General features: G+C 58.2%; 20 protein-coding genes and 2 riboswitches. Of the genes, 17 read left to right on the forward strand and 3 right to left on the reverse strand.

The window, feature by feature from the left end; genetic code table 11:
* Window positions 1-158 precede the first annotated feature (158 nt).
* The 3 genes from RTU96_RS06760 to RTU96_RS06770 are packed head-to-tail and all read left to right on the forward strand — an operon-like array spanning window position 159 to window position 2,580.
* Window positions 159-386, forward strand: a complete 228-nt coding sequence (locus RTU96_RS06760; protein ID WP_293009508.1) for a FeoA family protein — start codon at window positions 159-161, stop codon at window positions 384-386.
* Entirely contained in the window at window positions 383-2,383 is a 2,001-nt protein-coding gene (feoB, locus tag RTU96_RS06765) for a ferrous iron transport protein B (protein WP_312635735.1), read from the forward strand. Before RTU96_RS06760 ends, feoB begins: the two co-directional genes overlap by 4 nt.
* Before the next feature lie 38 nt (window positions 2,384-2,421).
* Window positions 2,422-2,580: a hypothetical protein gene (locus RTU96_RS06770; protein ID WP_312635737.1), complete on the forward strand. Its 159-nt coding sequence runs from the start codon at window positions 2,422-2,424 to the stop codon at window positions 2,578-2,580.
* 220 nt (window positions 2,581-2,800) lie between these two features.
* On the opposite strand, the gene RTU96_RS06775 is transcribed toward RTU96_RS06770, so the two are convergent.
* The 3 genes from RTU96_RS06775 to RTU96_RS06785 form a co-directional block, all read right to left on the reverse strand.
* Window positions 2,801-2,980: a hypothetical protein gene (locus RTU96_RS06775; RefSeq protein ID WP_293009505.1), complete on the reverse strand. Its 180-nt coding sequence runs from the start codon at window positions 2,978-2,980 to the stop codon at window positions 2,801-2,803.
* A gap of 84 nt (window positions 2,981-3,064) precedes the next feature.
* Window positions 3,065-4,048, reverse strand: a complete 984-nt coding sequence (locus RTU96_RS06780) for a tRNA-dihydrouridine synthase family protein (protein WP_312635767.1) — start codon at window positions 4,046-4,048, stop codon at window positions 3,065-3,067.
* A 5-nt stretch (window positions 4,049-4,053) separates the two neighbouring features.
* The gene (locus RTU96_RS06785; RefSeq protein ID WP_312635738.1) at window positions 4,054-4,530 is read right to left on the reverse strand and encodes a pyridoxamine 5'-phosphate oxidase family protein; all 477 of its coding nucleotides are present in this window, start codon (window positions 4,528-4,530) and stop codon (window positions 4,054-4,056) included.
* A gap of 235 nt (window positions 4,531-4,765) precedes the next feature.
* Between RTU96_RS06785 and RTU96_RS06790 the strand changes: the two genes are divergently transcribed.
* From RTU96_RS06790 to RTU96_RS06855, 14 genes are all read left to right on the forward strand, one after another.
* A complete protein-coding gene (locus RTU96_RS06790) occupies window positions 4,766-5,278 on the forward strand; it encodes an RNA polymerase sigma factor (RefSeq protein ID WP_312635740.1) in 513 nt (170 codons plus the stop codon).
* Window positions 5,265-5,729, forward strand: a complete 465-nt coding sequence (locus RTU96_RS06795; protein ID WP_312635741.1) for a hypothetical protein — start codon at window positions 5,265-5,267, stop codon at window positions 5,727-5,729. The genes RTU96_RS06790 and RTU96_RS06795 overlap by 14 nt, the downstream gene beginning before the upstream one ends.
* Window positions 5,730-5,763: 34 nt before the next feature.
* Window positions 5,764-6,537, forward strand: a complete 774-nt coding sequence (locus RTU96_RS06800) for a hypothetical protein (protein ID WP_312635742.1) — start codon at window positions 5,764-5,766, stop codon at window positions 6,535-6,537.
* A complete protein-coding gene (locus tag RTU96_RS06805) occupies window positions 6,524-6,892 on the forward strand; it encodes a hypothetical protein (protein ID WP_312635745.1) in 369 nt (122 codons plus the stop codon). The genes RTU96_RS06800 and RTU96_RS06805 overlap by 14 nt, the downstream gene beginning before the upstream one ends.
* Before the next feature lie 185 nt (window positions 6,893-7,077).
* Window positions 7,078-7,524, forward strand: coding sequence for a helix-turn-helix transcriptional regulator (locus tag RTU96_RS06810; protein WP_312635746.1), 447 nt, complete (start codon window positions 7,078-7,080; stop codon window positions 7,522-7,524).
* 14 nt (window positions 7,525-7,538) lie between these two features.
* Window positions 7,539-8,372, forward strand: a complete 834-nt coding sequence (locus tag RTU96_RS06815) for a CorA family divalent cation transporter (protein ID WP_312635748.1) — start codon at window positions 7,539-7,541, stop codon at window positions 8,370-8,372.
* 134 nt (window positions 8,373-8,506) lie between these two features.
* Window positions 8,507-8,615, forward strand: a riboswitch (TPP riboswitch).
* 45 nt (window positions 8,616-8,660) lie between these two features.
* Window positions 8,661-8,770, forward strand: a riboswitch (TPP riboswitch).
* A gap of 260 nt (window positions 8,771-9,030) precedes the next feature.
* Window positions 9,031-9,585 (forward strand): energy coupling factor transporter S component ThiW, encoded by a 555-nt coding sequence (gene thiW, locus RTU96_RS06820; protein ID WP_312635749.1) that lies wholly within the window; start codon window positions 9,031-9,033, stop codon window positions 9,583-9,585.
* Window positions 9,578-10,396, forward strand: coding sequence for a hydroxyethylthiazole kinase (thiM, locus tag RTU96_RS06825; RefSeq protein ID WP_312635751.1), 819 nt, complete (start codon window positions 9,578-9,580; stop codon window positions 10,394-10,396). Before thiW ends, thiM begins: the two co-directional genes overlap by 8 nt.
* On the forward strand, window positions 10,383-11,030 hold the full coding sequence (gene thiE / locus RTU96_RS06830; RefSeq protein ID WP_312635752.1) for a thiamine phosphate synthase: 648 nt from the start codon (window positions 10,383-10,385) through the stop codon (window positions 11,028-11,030). The genes thiM and thiE overlap by 14 nt, the downstream gene beginning before the upstream one ends.
* 151 nt (window positions 11,031-11,181) lie before the next feature.
* On the forward strand, window positions 11,182-11,991 hold the full coding sequence (gene thiD / locus RTU96_RS06835) for a bifunctional hydroxymethylpyrimidine kinase/phosphomethylpyrimidine kinase (RefSeq protein ID WP_312635753.1): 810 nt from the start codon (window positions 11,182-11,184) through the stop codon (window positions 11,989-11,991).
* Window positions 11,988-12,656 (forward strand): thiaminase II, encoded by a 669-nt coding sequence (gene tenA, locus RTU96_RS06840; protein ID WP_312635755.1) that lies wholly within the window; start codon window positions 11,988-11,990, stop codon window positions 12,654-12,656. Before thiD ends, tenA begins: the two co-directional genes overlap by 4 nt.
* A gap of 3 nt (window positions 12,657-12,659) precedes the next feature.
* Window positions 12,660-13,412 (forward strand): ABC transporter ATP-binding protein, encoded by a 753-nt coding sequence (locus tag RTU96_RS06845; protein WP_312635756.1) that lies wholly within the window; start codon window positions 12,660-12,662, stop codon window positions 13,410-13,412.
* Window positions 13,409-14,161 (forward strand): ABC transporter permease, encoded by a 753-nt coding sequence (locus RTU96_RS06850; protein WP_312635757.1) that lies wholly within the window; start codon window positions 13,409-13,411, stop codon window positions 14,159-14,161. Before RTU96_RS06845 ends, RTU96_RS06850 begins: the two co-directional genes overlap by 4 nt.
* A 16-nt stretch (window positions 14,162-14,177) precedes the next feature.
* Complete coding sequence (locus RTU96_RS06855) at window positions 14,178-15,197, forward strand: ABC transporter substrate-binding protein (RefSeq protein WP_312635759.1); 1,020 nt, start codon at window positions 14,178-14,180, stop codon at window positions 15,195-15,197.
* Window positions 15,198-15,323: the final 126 nt, after the last annotated feature.

Consider the following 15,323-nt stretch of genomic DNA (forward strand, 5'->3'; position numbering starts at 1 on the left):
GCCCGGCTCTGCTGTTTTTCACAAATCTGGGTGGCAAATTTAAGTGCACTTTCCACAAGCCGGGGTTTGACAGGCGGGCGGCGTTATGCTACTCTAACCTTATAGAGTTACCGTTTACTAACTCTTAAACCGAATTACGTCGAAGGGACGCGTATGAGATGCAGTTGGATACCTTACCCATCGGCCAAAGGGCCGTCATTACTGCCGTGGGCGGGCAGGGCGCGCTGCGGTGCCGCCTGCTGGACATGGGGCTGATTCCGAAAACCGTGGTGCGGATTGAGCGGGTGGCCCCTCTGGGGGACCCGATGGAGCTGTTGGTACGGGGCTACTCCCTGTCCCTGCGCCGGGAAGACGCCCGGAACATCGAAGTGGAGGTCATGCCATGATCTTTGCTTTGGCGGGAAATCAAAACTGCGGAAAAACCACGCTGTTTAATCAGCTCACCGGCTCCAACCAGCACGTTGGCAATTTTCCCGGCGTGACGGTGGACCGGAAATTTGGGGAAATCCGGGGCGAGAAGGGTTGCACGGTGGTTGATTTGCCGGGCATCTATTCCATCCGGCCCTACACGCCGGAGGAGATTGTCACCCGAGATTTCATTCTGGGCGAGCGCCCCGACTGTATCATCAACATCGTGGACGCATCCAATATTGAGCGAAATTTGTACTTAACGCTACAGCTTATGGAAATGCAGATTCCCATGGTTCTGGCGCTGAACATGATGGACGAGGTACGCAAAAATGGCGGCACCGTCAATGTGGCAGGCATGTCCAAAGCCTTGGGCATTCCGGTGGTTCCCATTTCCGCCGTGAAAAACGAGGGCGTGAGCGAGCTTGTGGACGCGGCGGTGCAAACCGCCAAGCGCCGTGCGCTTCCCGCCGTCAAGGATTTTTGTCCTCCCGGCCCCGTCCACCGCTGCATCCACGCGGTGGCCCATCAAATTGAAGACCATGCGCAGGCCGCCCGCATCTCCGTCCGTTTTGCCGCCACCAAGCTGATCGAGGGCGATTCAGACTTCGCCGTCCGGCTGGAGCTGGACCAGAACGAGCTGGAGCTGATTGAGCACAGCATCACGGAAATGGAGACGGAGCGCGGCATGGACCGCAACGCGGCGCTTGCCGACATGCGCTATGAGTTTATCGAGCGGGTCTGCCGCGACACGGTGGTAAAGCCCTCTCAATCTGCCGAGCGGGCAAGAAGCCAGCGGATTGACCGGGTGCTCACTCACCGGATTTGGGCGTTGCCCATCTTTTTCGGCGTGATGCTGTCTATTTTCTATCTCACCTTCAACGTCTTGGGCGCGGTCCTTTCCAATCTTCTGGCAATGGGCATCGACGCGCTGGCCACCATCGTGGACCGAACTCTGACGCAGTACGACCTGAATCCCGTGGTTCACTCTCTGGTGATCGACGGGGTGTTTGCCGGAGTGGGGAGCGTGCTGTCCTTCCTGCCCATCATCGTGGTGCTGTTTTTCTTTCTCTCTATTCTGGAGGACACGGGGTATATGGCCCGGGTGGCCTTCGTCATGGACCAGCTTCTTCGAAAAATCGGCCTGTCGGGCCGCAGTATCGTGCCCATGCTGGTGGGCTTCGGCTGCTCTGTCCCCGCTATTATGGCCACCCGGACGCTGGCCTCCGAGCGGGACAGGCAGATGACAATTCTGCTGACCCCCTTCATGAGCTGCTCAGCCAAAATTCCCATTTACGGCGTGTTTACCGCCGCCTTTTTCCCCGGAAAGGGCGGGCTTGTAATGACCTCGCTGTATTTGATGGGCATTCTGGCGGGCATTCTGGCAGCAAAGCTCTTGGGCGGCACGGTATTCCGGGGCAACCCCGTCCCCTTCGTCATGGAGCTTCCCAACTACCGTTTCCCCTCGCTTCAAAGCGTTGGGCGGCTCTGCTGGGACAAGGCAAAGGATTTTTTAGAAAGGGCCTTTACCGTCATTTTTATCGCCACCCTCGTTGTCTGGTTTCTCCAGACCTTTGACATGCGGTTCAACGTGGTGGACGACAGCGCGGACAGTCTGTTGGCTCTGACGGGGGCAGTTCTCTCCCCCCTGTTCGCCCCTCTGGGCTTTGCGGACTGGCGGGTATCTACCGCGCTGGTTACCGGCTTTATCGCAAAGGAGTCCGTAGTATCCACGTTGGGCGTGCTTACCGGGGCGGCGGGTAATGTTGCAGGGGCCTTGGGCGGACTGTTCACCACCGCTTCCGCCGTCAGCTTTTTAACCTTTACATTGCTTTATACTCCTTGCGTTGCGGCGATTTCTGCCGTTCGGCGGGAACTTGGTTCCGGTTGGAAGGCGGCGGAGGTGGCGGTGGGACAGTGCACCGTGGCGTGGCTGGCGGCCTTTGTGGTTTACCGGCTGGTCCTGCTGCTTTAAAACGCAGCGCTCCGTAAATTTTCCGAGGAGGGCGGTTTATGCTGGAATTCTTGATTCTTCTGGCGCTGGCACTCTGGCTTGCGGCGGCGCTCCACTTTCGGCATCGGCATAAAGGCGGCTGTGCCGGGTGCGACGGCTGCTACGACCGCTGTGGCCTTAGTGACAACTGCGACGACTGCAACAACCAAAAGCCCTGAACTTCTGCCGCCTTGCTTGCGCTCATTTTTGTCTTATCCGGCCTTCGCAGCCCTGTTTGCAAAAGATTTTGTGCAGCACAGTCCCCTTCCTGCGCAGACTTACAAGGTGCTTCGCAGGGCATGGCTGCTAAGACCGACAGCGGTAATTCTGCGATTCTTTTTCAAGCTTTCCACGCAAAGCAAGGCTCCCGAGGACGAAATGTCCCGGGAGCCTTGTGCGCTATTCCCCGCGCAGTGTGGTTTGCAGGTATGCCCGCATCTCCGGGCCGGACCGGACGGCGCGGGCGCCGTTAATCAGGGACTGCTTTTCCGCCTCGGGTAAGGCGGAAAACCGCTCCATAGCGGCCACGTCCTGCGCCAGCGCCATCCCCATGCCAAGGGGCAGCTCATTGGTATCCATTCGCATCACCTCTGGAGAAGTTTTCCCCGCAGGAGAAAAATCATGCGCGCCAAGGGCTGTTCTTTAAGCACAGCCTGCGGCCGGCTATGTTTTCCCCTGCCCTGTTCCGTCCAGAGGCTTACGGGGTTGGGTCAGCAGCTCCAGCTCCCGGAAAATACCCGCCTCCAAATGCTCATACTCCGCCGCGTTGCCCACCCGGCGCAGCTTCTTGGCGTATTTATCTCCGTCGTCAAACAGGTTGATGAGGTAAAACCACAGCTCCTTCATCCGCTGGGCCGCGAAACCGGGATAGCCATAGGCCGTCCGATAGCCCTCGTAGAGTGTACGGACGTAGGTGCGTATCTCCTCCCGATTGGCGGGGGGGCCGCCCCGAAGCTTGCGGGGCAGCGCCGGGTCCGCAATGATCCCCCGGCCAATCATCACCGTGTCCACAGACGAAAAACGCCGGGAAAATCCCGCCACATCCTCCTGCGTCACCAGATCTCCGTTATAGGTCACGGGCAGGCGGCTGGCAGCAAGTGCCTCGGCAAACGCGTCCAGATGCACCTCTCCCCTGTAAAACTGCCCACGCAGGCGAGGATGGATAATCAGCTCTTGAATGGGATAGCGGTTAAAAATCTCCAAGAGCCTTCCAAATTCCGCCGGGTCGTGATAGCCGATGCGGGTCTTCACCGAAACCGGCAGACAGACGCTTTTAAACACCTCTTCAAAAAACGCGTCCAGCTCTTCCGTGCGGAGGAGAAACCCCGCGCCCTTGCCCTTCGCCGTCACGGTGCCAGACGGGCAGCCAAGGTTCAGGTTTACCTCGTCAAAGCCCAGCTCCCGCGCCTCCTCCGCCGCCCAGAGAAAGTCCTCCGCCCGCTTCGCCATGATCTGCGGCACGACGGGAACACCTATATTATTTTCAGGAGAAAGGTCCCGCAGCTCCTTAGCGGTCAGCTTTCGCTCCGGTGTGGGGGAGAAAAAGGGCGTGAAATACCGGTCCACCCCGCCGAACATTTGCTGATGCGTTTTGCGAAACAGCCATGTGGAGATTCCCTCCAGCGGCGCGGACTCAATGCGCAGCATCTCTATCACAGGTGTTCCTTGCAGCTCAACTCCTCCGCCTCCAGAGCGAACATCCTCACCCGTTTCAGGGCTTCAGGGGGAAGCTCCGGCTTTTCGCCGGTTTTGTCGGTATAGTGTGCCATCAGGCACTGCATGGCGTGCAGCTTGTCCGCATCATCCATAACTTCATAGGTCCGGCCCGTGCCGATCATGCTCTTATACATCGCCGTATAGTTGCAGGCCTTCTCTCCCGGCACCACCTGGTGTCCGCAGTCCAGCTCAAAGCCCGCTTTTTCCCCTCTGGCAAGGAGTTCTACCTTACGTCCCTGACCGGCGGAGTGGAAATAAAAGGTCAGCTTGCCGTCCTTCTCCTCATAGCCGAAGTTCAGAGGAACAATGTAGACCTCTTTCCCGTCGAAAAAGCCTACACGGCACACCTCGCACTCGTCCAGAACCCGATGGATTTCCGCCCGGTCCGTCACCTGACGGTCCTTTCTGCGCATTTCATGCATGACAATCCCTCTTTCCCGTCCCGCGCTTTGCGCGGTCTAATTTAATGCAGTTCAGTCTATCAGCTTTCCTAGCAGCCGTCAAGCGGCCCAAGGGCCATGCTCTGGGGTGTCATGCGGGGCCGATTCCTGTAAAATAATTGATAAGTTTTTGAAAAGTTGAAGCATTTTATTCCGCCGCGCCGTATTATCATCAGACGCAAGGGAGGTGTCCGCCGGTGTGCATATCATGACAAATCAGGAATTTACCGCGCTGGTGGCGGACTATGAACGGCTGGTCTACACCGTTTGCCACCGTCTGGTGCGGGACGGAGCGGCAGCGGAGGACTTGACGCAGGAAACCTTCCTCTCCGCCTATGCCCACCGGGATCGCTGCCCGGCGGGCTTCGAGCGGCAATGGCTGGTCAGAATTGCCGTGAATAAGGCCAAAGACCACCTTCAAAACGCCTACTCCCGCCACACCCTTCTCCCCGGCGATGAGTTCATCCCGCCCGGCCTGTCTCCCCCGGCGGAGGAACTGGCCATCGCAAACAGCGAGCAGGCCGCCATGACACAGATTATCGAAAATCTCCGGGAGCCTTACCGTCAGGTGTGCGTTCTCCATCTTTTACAGGAGCGCACCCCCGAGGAAACCGCGCAATGCCTGGGCAGGCCGGTGAAAACCGTCCGCACCCAGATTTCCCGGGGAAAGCTGCTGATTCAGGAACAGTGGAACAGGAGGTCGTCCCATGAATACATTTGATTCCGGCGGGCATCTGACGGACGATGCTCTGCAAGCATTTTTGTCCGAAGGACCGCTCACCGAGCTTGACCGGCTGGAAATCGCGGAGCATCTGGAGTTTTGCGACGCGTGTCTTCTGCGTTCCGTGGAGCGCCTGCCCCGCGAGGCACTGCTGACCCCCGCGCATTCCTGCCGAAATACGCTGTGGCCGCGCATTCGCCGCCGCAGCAACCGGGAGCTTGCCGGCCGGTTTGCAACCGCCGCAGCCGCCATTGCCATCGCCGCCAGTTTGTGGAGCTTCAACGTCTTTGGCGGGCTGGTCACAGGCTCCGCCGCATTGTCGGGCTCCGCCCTCTCCGCCCTTCGTCAAGCGGATTTTCCCCAGCAAGCGCAACAGCTTGACAGGACCATAGGCGACAGCCTTTTGCGACTTAACGAGCTGTTCTCCTTTGGCGGACGAGCCGGAGATTAAATAAACCAATTCCAATTTTAAGGAGGGCTTTTTCATGACCCGTAAAAATCCGTTTCTGCTGTTTTTATCCGCCTGCATCCCCGGCTGCGGGCAGATGTATCAGGGCTACATGAAGCGGGGACTGTCTCTCATGTCCCTGTTCGCTGTGATTATCGGTCTTGCCACCTGGCTGTATTTCGGGCAGCTCGCGCTGGCGCTTCCTGTTTTGTGGCTGTATTCCTTTTTTGACACCTATAACCTCTCCCGCGCTTTGCAAAACGACGAAGCGGAGCCAGACGCCTACCCTCTGGGCATCTCCCTCATGGACGGGGAACAGTTTTCCCGTCTTTTGGCGAAGCGGCACAGTCTGGTGGGCTGGGTGCTGGTGCTTGCGGGTCTATACGGTATGTGGCAGATGGTGGCGTATTCCTTCTCCACCCTTCTCTCAGATCTGCTTGGCTTCGACTTTTATTGGCTGGCCAGCACCAAACTCCCTCAGCTAATCCTCTTCCTGCTGATTATCGCTCTGGGGGTATGGTTTATCCGCGGACCGAAGCCACGTCCCGAGGACGACGGCTTCACCGGCTTCACCCCGCCCTGCGACGCGGCGGAGGGAAAAGCCGCGCCAAACCCCGCTGCCGCTTCCGACAACGCCGAAGGCCGCGCCCCGGAATACCGGGCGGTTTCCGATGAAGTGTCCCGCATCCTCCGCCATGAAAAGGCCGCCGGAGCAGAGGTCGGCAAATCCGCCCCATGGGAGAGCGGTATCGACAAAGAGGAACGCCGCGATTCCATTGAAGAGGAGGACACGCATAATGACGGAAAATAATCTTACACATGCCCCTGCGGCAGAGTCAAGCCCCATCCCCGCGCCAAAGCCCGGCTCCCCCAGGGAGCGCCGGGTGGGAACGTTCACCTTCGGCGTAACGCTGGTGGCGGCGGGCCTTGCCATGACGGCGGCTCTGTTTTACCCCGCGCTGGATCTGCGGGTTTTCCTGCGGTTCTCCCCTCTCGTGTTAATTCTGCTGGGGACAGAGGTCCTTCTCTCCTCCCGAAAGGAGGGGCGCATCAAATACGACTGGCTGGGGATGCTGCTGAGCTTTTTTCTGGTGCTGCTGGCGCTGGGCGTGTTCTTCGCCTCGTGGGCCATGCTTCACTTTCAGGATGAAGTTATCCACTGGTAAGGCTCCCTTTCCGACGACGCTTGAAAAAGCCCTCTGAACCCGTGCGGTCTTTATACAGGCCGCACGGGTTTTTACCGGCGTTCACCTGCGGATTTTACCAAGCCAATTTGGGGAAAATGATTGTCACGGCGCTCCAAGCGTGATAAAATTGCTGTATAATCAGTAAACAAGCAGGAGGCAGTCTCATGATTACGATGGCACAGCGCATTCAGCAGCTCCGGGCCGAGCGTGGCGTCAGCGCCCCGGCCCTCTCCGCCGCTCTGGGTCTTCCCCGCACCGCCGTGGAAAAATTTGAAACCGGGCGTCAGACCCCCACACAAGACCAGCAGCAGAAGCTGGCTTCCTATTTCGGCGTCTCCGCCTTTTATCTGCGGGGCGAGAGCGACGACCGCACCCAGATGTCCGACTGGATGGACGGCGCGTTTATGGACGATCCGGCCCCGGCTCCCCCAGCCGCACCTGTCCGCCCTGCGAAGAAGGCGGCTCCTGCGGAGGACGGCTCGGTGTTCGACGCGTTTTTAAACAGCAAAAAATTTCAGGAACTTCTCCGCGTCACTGTGCTGGACGTTCTCCGCTCAAGCGAGGGGCAGGCCTTGATTGAAAAAGCAGCCCGCAAGGCGGGCGGCAGATAAAAGGAGCGCGGGCGATGCGAAAGCTCTTGCCTCTGGACCGGGTGGACGAAGTCCGGGACCAGATGGACAAAAAGGTGCTGGATTACCTCCGGCAGGGAAAAACAGAGGCGTTTGAAGGCTTTGCAGACTTTTACCTGCTGGCCTTCGATTGGTACGACGTGTCCTCCGAAGAGACAGGCACCGAAAAAATCCTGATTTATCTTGACAAAGAGGACCTTTTTTTCTTCTGCGAGGACAGCCGCTCCCTCACCCGCCTGCAAACGGAGACGATGGAAGGACCTGACAACGAAACGGTGCTGTATCAGTTTTTTACGGGCCTGCTGAAGTCTGATACCGACGAGCTGGACACTTTTGAAGCCGCCGTGACGGAGGACGAGGACGGTGCAGTGCTCCACACAAAGCGGCAGGATTATATGGGCCGCATTACGGAATATCGCAAGGAGCTTTTGCGCCGCAAGCGCTATTACGAGCAATTGTCCGCCATTTTTGAAAATCTGGCGGCCGACGACGAAAATCTGCTCAGCCGCAGCGCTCGGCGACATTTTTCCAACCTGCTGAACAGGACGCGGCGGTTTCTTTCCACTGTGCTGAGCCTACGGGATTACGTCACGCAAATGCGCGAGGCGTATCAGGCCCAGCTTGACTTGCAGCAAAACGAGCTGATGCGGCTGTTCACGGTCATCACAGCCCTGTTTCTTCCGCTAAGTTTGCTTGCGGGGTGGTATGGAATGAACTTTCAGGGGATGCCTGAGCTTGAGTGGAAATACGGCTATCCCGCCGTTATCGCGCTCAGCGGGGTCATTTGCGGGTGCCTGATTCTATGGTTTAAGAAAAAGGGCTGGTTTTAAGCCCGGCAGAGCCGCCCTTGATGCGGCGGCGCTTTTTCCGGAATATCCTGAAAGGCCCATACGGGCGCATATTTTGGCAAAATTCGAGCCGCGCCTCTTTTGGGGCTTGCTTTTTTCGGGCGGCTGGAGTATAGTGCTTGTAAGTGGGGAGTCCGTACAGCGGGCTGAGAGGAAGTCGTTCAACTTCGACCCTGGAAACCTGATGCGGATCATGCCGCCGTAGGGAGTCAATTTTTGATTCTTGTCGGAGGCGCCGTATCGGCGTCTCCGAATTTTTATAGTTACGAACAGAAAAACCAGGGGAGCTTGCGCAAGCAGGCTGAGAGGAAGGTACTGCCTTCGACCCATGAACCTGATGCGGGTAATGCCGCCGTAGGAAGCCGTTATATACGCTTTCGGAGGCATCGTATCAGATGTCTCCGTTTTTTTGTTCCCTTTGAAAGGATGGTGACAGGCGGCATTCACGGTCAGACCGTGGCGGGCGGAGGGGGAGCTCCCTGCGCCCTGTATTGCAGCGATGGGAAGCCGTGTTCCGGCGTGAGAGGAGGCCAATAAGCCTCGACCGATCTTCCAGGGCAGAGGTCTGCCCGTTCCTGTCAAAAAGGGAAGCGACGCTGTACTTGCCGTTTTCTCCGTTAAATTCAAAAGGAGCATCACAATGAAAAAAATCAACGTCCAAAAGCTGGCTGTGGCCGGACTTTTCTGCGCGGCTGCCGTGGTGGGCAGTCTGTTTTCCTTCCCTGTGTTCGCCAGCAAGTGCGCCCCGGTGCAGCACATGGTCAATATTCTCTGCGCAGTGCTGCTGGGCCCGGGCTACGGCGTGGCCGTGGCCTTCGGCGCAAGCCTGATCCGAAACCTCTTGGGCCTTGGCAGCCTGATGGCATTTCCCGGCAGTATGTTCGGCGCGCTGCTTTGCGGACTTGTCTACCGGAAAAGCCGCCGCCTGCTCCCCACCTTGGTTGCCGAGGTGTTTGGAACCGCCGTGCTTGGCGGGCTGTGCGCCTATCCCGTGGCCGTTTTTTTCATGGGAAAAGCCGCCGGAGAGCTGGCGTTTTACGCATATATCCTCCCGTTTTTCATCTCAACCGCAGGCGGCTCCATCCTGTCGGGACTTTTAATCTATTCTTTGGAAAAAGCCGGGGCTCTTTCGGGTATGCAGTCCCGTCTGAATCAATCCGTTTACCAGCAGAAAGGAAGTGAAGCAGATGCGTGAGCTGCTTGAAAATGTTCGTCTCCACACTCCCCTGATTCACAACATCACCAACTATGTCACCGTGAACGACTGCGCCAATATTCTTCTGGCCTGCGGCGCGTCGCCCATCATGGCAGACGATTTGGATGAGGCAGAGGAGATCACCTCTATCTGCGGTGGATTAAACATCAACATCGGCACCCTGAATCAGCGCACCATCCCCGCCATGCTGGCCGCAGGGAAAAAGGCAAACGCGCTGGACCACCCCGTGATTCTGGACCCCGTGGGCGCGGGTGCGTCCGCTCTTCGCACCGAAACCGCGCTGAGGCTGCTTCGTGAGGTCCGGTTTGCCGTCATCCGGGGCAACATCTCGGAAATCAAAGCGCTGACACAGGGAAACGGAACCACTAAGGGCGTGGACGCGGACGTTGCTGACCGTGTAACGGAGGAGAATCTTTCGCAGGCGGTGGCCTTTGCCAAAGCGTTTTCCAAAAAGACCGGCGCGGTGGTGGCTATTACCGGGGCCATTGATATCGTGGCGGACGAACACACGGCCTACTGCATCCGAAACGGCCACCCGGACATGAGCCGAATCACCGGTACCGGCTGCCAGCTCTCCGCCATGACGGCGGCCTACGTCACCGCCAATCCGGGGCGTACACTGGACGCGGCAGCAGCGGCGGTCTGCGCCATGGGTCTTTGCGGCGAAACGGCCCGGCGGCGCATGACGAAGCAGGACGGCAATTCCAGCTATCGGAACTACATCATCGACGCGGTTTACAATCTCACGCCGGAGGTGTTGGAGGAAGGAGCACGGTATGAAGTGCGATAAAAAGGCGATGCTGCTCTACGCGGTGACAGACCGGGCATGGGTGGGACCGCTGAGCCTGTATCAGCAGGTGGAACTGGCATTGAAAAACGGGGCCACCTGCGTTCAGCTCCGGGAAAAGGAGCTGGACGAGGATGCGTTCCTCGCCGAGGCCACAGCGCTGGCAAAGCTATGCAAGGAGTACGGCGTACCCTTTATCGTCAATGACAACGTGGAAATCGCCATCAAATCCGGCGCGGACGGCATTCACGTGGGGCAGGAGGATATGCTTGCCGCCGACGTTCGATCACGGGTGGGCGACGGTATGATCGTGGGCGTTTCAGCCCACACCGTGGCCGAGGCGCTGGAGGCAGTAAAAAACGGCGCGGATTATCTGGGCCTTGGGGCCGTGTTTTCCACATCCACCAAGTCGGACGTGGACCTGATGCCTTTTGAAACCCTCCGCGCCATCTGCGCCGCTGTGGACGTTCCCACCGTCGCCATCGGCGGCATTTCCGGGGAGAACATTCTGCGTCTCTCCGGCAGCGGTGTGGGCGGCGTGGCGGTGGTATCCGCCATTTTCGGGGCGAAAGACCCCGGCGCTGCCGCCGCCGCGCTGCGGGCGCTTGCGGAAAAGCTGGTGGGGGGCCGCGAATAGGTCCTGCCCCATTTTGCGGGGCCGGCGCATGCCGGCCCCACCATTTCATAGATTTCGCAGGCGGCAGCGCCTTGAAATAGCGGCAGACCGGGGGCACCACTCTCTGCCGCTCAATAAAAATAGTGCTGACAGTGGAAAGGAGTTTTCATTCATGAAAACAGCATTATCAATCGCCGGAAGTGATTCCAGCGGAGGCGCCGGGATTCAGGCAGACATCAAAACCATGACCGTCAACGGCGTATACGCCATGAGCGCCGTCACGGCCCTGACTGCCCAGAACACAACCGGCGTCCAGGGGATTTTCGAGGTCCCCCCGGAATTTCTTGCCCAGCAGCTTGACTGCGTATTTACCGACATCCCGCCCGACGCCGTGAAAATCGGCATGGTTTCCTCCACGGGGCTGATTCAGGTGATCGCGGAGAAGCTGCGGCAGTACAAAGCAGTAAACATTGTGGTGGACCCCGTGATGGTGTCCACCAGCGGCGCGAGGCTCATCAGCGCCGACGCGGTGGACGCACTGAAGCGGCTGCTGCTGCCGCTTGCCACAGTCCTCACCCCCAACATTCCAGAAACGGAGGTTCTTTCGGGGATGACGGTAAAAACCGCCGCCGACATGGAGCGGGCCGCGAAAGCCATTTCGGACACCTACGGCTGCGCTGTTCTGTGCAAAGGCGGCCACCAGCTCAACGACGCAAACGACCTTTTATACCGAAGCGGAGAAGCCCGCTGGTTCAACGGCAGACGCATCAACAACCCCAATACCCACGGCACCGGCTGCACCCTCTCCAGCGCCATCGCCGCAAATCTTGCGAAGGGCTACGGGCTGGACGAGGCGGTAGAGCGGGCCAAAGACTACATCTCCGAAGCGCTGGGGGCGATGCTGAATCTGGGCGCAGGCTCCGGCCCTATGAACCACGCCTTTGACCTTGCCGGCGAATTTGCAAAAGAGGCGAGGAAATGAAGCAGAACACAACGCAGCGCCTTTTGGTCGCTGCGAAAGACATATGGACGGACTATCACGCCCACCCCTTTGTTCAGGGAATTGCCAACGGCATTCTGGACCGGGAAAAATTTAAGCATTATATGGTGCAGGACTATCTGTACCTGCTGGACTATGCCCGTGTGTTCGCACTCGGCGTTGCGAAAGCCCGGGACCGTGGGTCCATGGCCCTGTTCGCGGGCTATGTGGCGCAGATTCTGGACGGGGAAATGGATATCCACCGAAGCTATATGGAGCGGCTGGACATTTCCCTTGACAAAGCGGAACACACGCCCATGGCGCAGGATAATCTCTCCTACGTGTCCTATATGCTTCGGGTTGCCTACGAGGAAGGGCCGGGGGAAATCGCCGCCGCGATCCTCTCCTGCGCCCTCAGCTATGAGGTCATCGCCAAGGAAATGGTCATAAAAAATCCCGCCTGCGCGGAACATCCCTTTTACGGCGAATGGGTCCGCGGCTATGCAAGCGACGACTATGCCGACGCCAATGAAAAGCTAATGGAGCTGACCGAACATCTGACATCGGACTATTCCGAAACCCGGCTCCGGCGACTGGAGGAAATTTTCATCGCCTGCTCCCGGTATGAGGGCGCGTTCTGGGATATGGCGTGGGAGTTGAGGACGTAAGACATGCTGACCTTTGAAAATGTGACCTTTCAATATCAGTCGGATAGCTTCCCCACCATCGACCAGCTTTCCTTTCACGTAGACCGGGGGGAATTTGTATCCGTGGTCGGCCCTTCCGGCTGCGGAAAAAGCACCATTTTCCGTCTGGTGAACGGACTTCTGTCGCCCGAACGCGGCGAAATACTGGTGGACGGAGCAAGCATCGCCGGGCGAAAGCGTTACTGCGGCTATATGCCCCAGCAGGATTTGCTGTTTCCCTGGCGCACCGTGGCGGAGAATCTCCGTCTGCCGCTGGAAATACAGGGCGGGCTCTCCAATGTGGAAATGGATGCCCGTGTGGAGCGGGCGCTGGGGGCCGTGGGTCTTGGAGACTGGGGCAAAAAAATGCCCGGAGAGCTTTCCGGCGGAATGCGCCAGCGGGCGGCCTTCGCCCGGACGGTGCTCACCGGCTCTCAGCTTCTTTTGCTGGATGAGCCGTTTTCCGCGCTGGACTATCTGACCCGCCTTTCTATGCGGGAATGGCTGCTGGAGCAGTGGGAGCGGGAACGCAAAACAGTGCTGTTCATCACCCACGATGTGGAGGAAGCGCTGTTTCTCTCCGGTCGGATTCTGGCGGCGGAGGGCACGCCCATCACCAGTCTGCGCTCCTTCCCAGTCCCCGCCGGGTATCCCCGGTCGCTGGAAACCCTGCGTCAGCCAGAGCTTTTGTCGCTGAAGGAGGAGCTAATTTCCATGCTCAGGAGGAACGCGGGATGAGAAAGGCAAATCGGGGAAACCTCCCCGCCGCCGGGCTGACGCTGGCGCTGGTCATGCTCTGGCAGGCCGCCGCCAGGGGTATGGATGCGGCCTATATTCTGCCCAGCCCGTGGCAGGTACTTGTGCGGCTGTGGGAGCTGCGAGGGCCGCTGTTTTCCGCTCATCTGCCCGCCACCATGGCAGTGGTGGGTGTGGGCCTTGGCATCTCGGTCTTTCTGGGGCTGGGGCTTGCCATGCTGATGGATGCGTCTCCCGCCGCGGAAAAGGCACTGTACCCGCTGATTGTCGCGTCCCAGACCATTCCCACCACGGCCTTGGCCCCCCTGTTTGTGCTGTGGTTTGGGTATGGACTGTGGAGCAAGGTGCTGGTGGCGGTGCTGATCACCTTCTTCCCCATCGCCATCACGGTATTCGACGGGCTCCGATCTGTAAAAACGGAGATGACGGAGCTACTGTTCACCTTCGGGGCCAGCAAACGCCAGATTTTCTGGAAGCTGAAGCTTCCCGCCGCCCTTCCCTACTTTTTCTCCGCCATCAAAATGGCGATTCCCCTGTCGGTCATCGGCGCAGCCATTGGAGAATGGCTGGGTGCTCAGAGCGGACTTGGTTATTTCAGCCGCCGAATGATGACGCAGTTGGACGGGGCCGGAGTTTTTGCGCCCATTTTATTGCTGTCGGTGGCGGCAATGCTTCTGGTGGCAATGGTCAGCATCATTGAAAAACGCGTCATTACGTGGCGCGGACAATAAGAAACGAGGAATTATTATGAGAAGAATTACCGCTCTGCTTCTGGCTGCAATGCTGATGCTGACAGTGCTTTCCGGCTGCGCCAGTCATGCATCCGCCGGACAGTCGGCCAGCGAAGAGGACAGCAGCCTCCGGGAAATCAACGTGGTGCTGGACTGGTATCCCAACGCCCTGCACACCTTTATTTACACCGCCATACAGCGAGGCTACTATAAGGACGAGGGGCTGGATGTAAACATCCGGTTCCCCTCCAACGAAAACGACGCGCTGTCTTTGGTCGCCGCAGGGAAAGCGGAAATTGGCCTGTACTATCAACAGGACGTGATTCAGGCGGTAGCCGATCAGGGTGTGGGGATTAAGTCCATCGGCGCGGTGGTTCAGTCACCCCTGAACATCATTTTGTCTCTGGCAGATAAAAACATCCACACCCCCAAGGATTTAGAGGGTAAAACCGTGGGCTATGCAGGAACGGCTCTCAGCGAGTCCTTGGTCAAAGCCATGATGGACGCCAGCGGTGCTGATTTTGGCCGCGTGAATCTGGTGAACGTGGGCTTTGATTTGATGAGCTCCATGACCACCGACAACGTGGACGCCACCATTGGCTGCCTTGTAAACCATGAGGTTCCCCAGATGGAGGAGGAGGGCTTTGACGTAAATTACTTTATGGTCAATGACTTCGGCATTCCCAACTATTATGAAGCAGTGTTTCTGGCAAATGACAAGATGATCGAGGCCGAGCCGGAGATTTTGGCAGGCTTCCTGCGGGCCTCTGCCAAGGGCTTTGCTGATTTTCAGGCAGACCCGGACGACTGTTTGCAAATCCTGCTGGACAACCAGAACGCGGAAAACTTCCCCCTGTCCCCCTCCGTGGAAACCCAGTCCTGCCAGACTTTGCTGCCCCTGATGGAGGCAGAGAACACCCCTTTCCTCAGCCAGACCGCCGAAACATGGCAGGCCAACATTGACTGGATGTACAGCGTGGGGTTGATTCACGAAAAGGTGGACCCGGCGCAGGTGATGGCAAACATCGACTTTTAAAAAACAGACCAATGCAACGTGAATTTTCATCCGCGTTTACGGCAGTACGGATCCCTATGAACCACCGCGATTCCTACATTTTTGAACGGTCTGTTTCATAAAGCCGCGCCCCGAAGCTTATAGCTT

This window comes from Oscillibacter sp., assembly GCF_032018205.1.
Lineage (GTDB): Bacteria > Bacillota > Clostridia > Oscillospirales > Oscillospiraceae > Oscillibacter.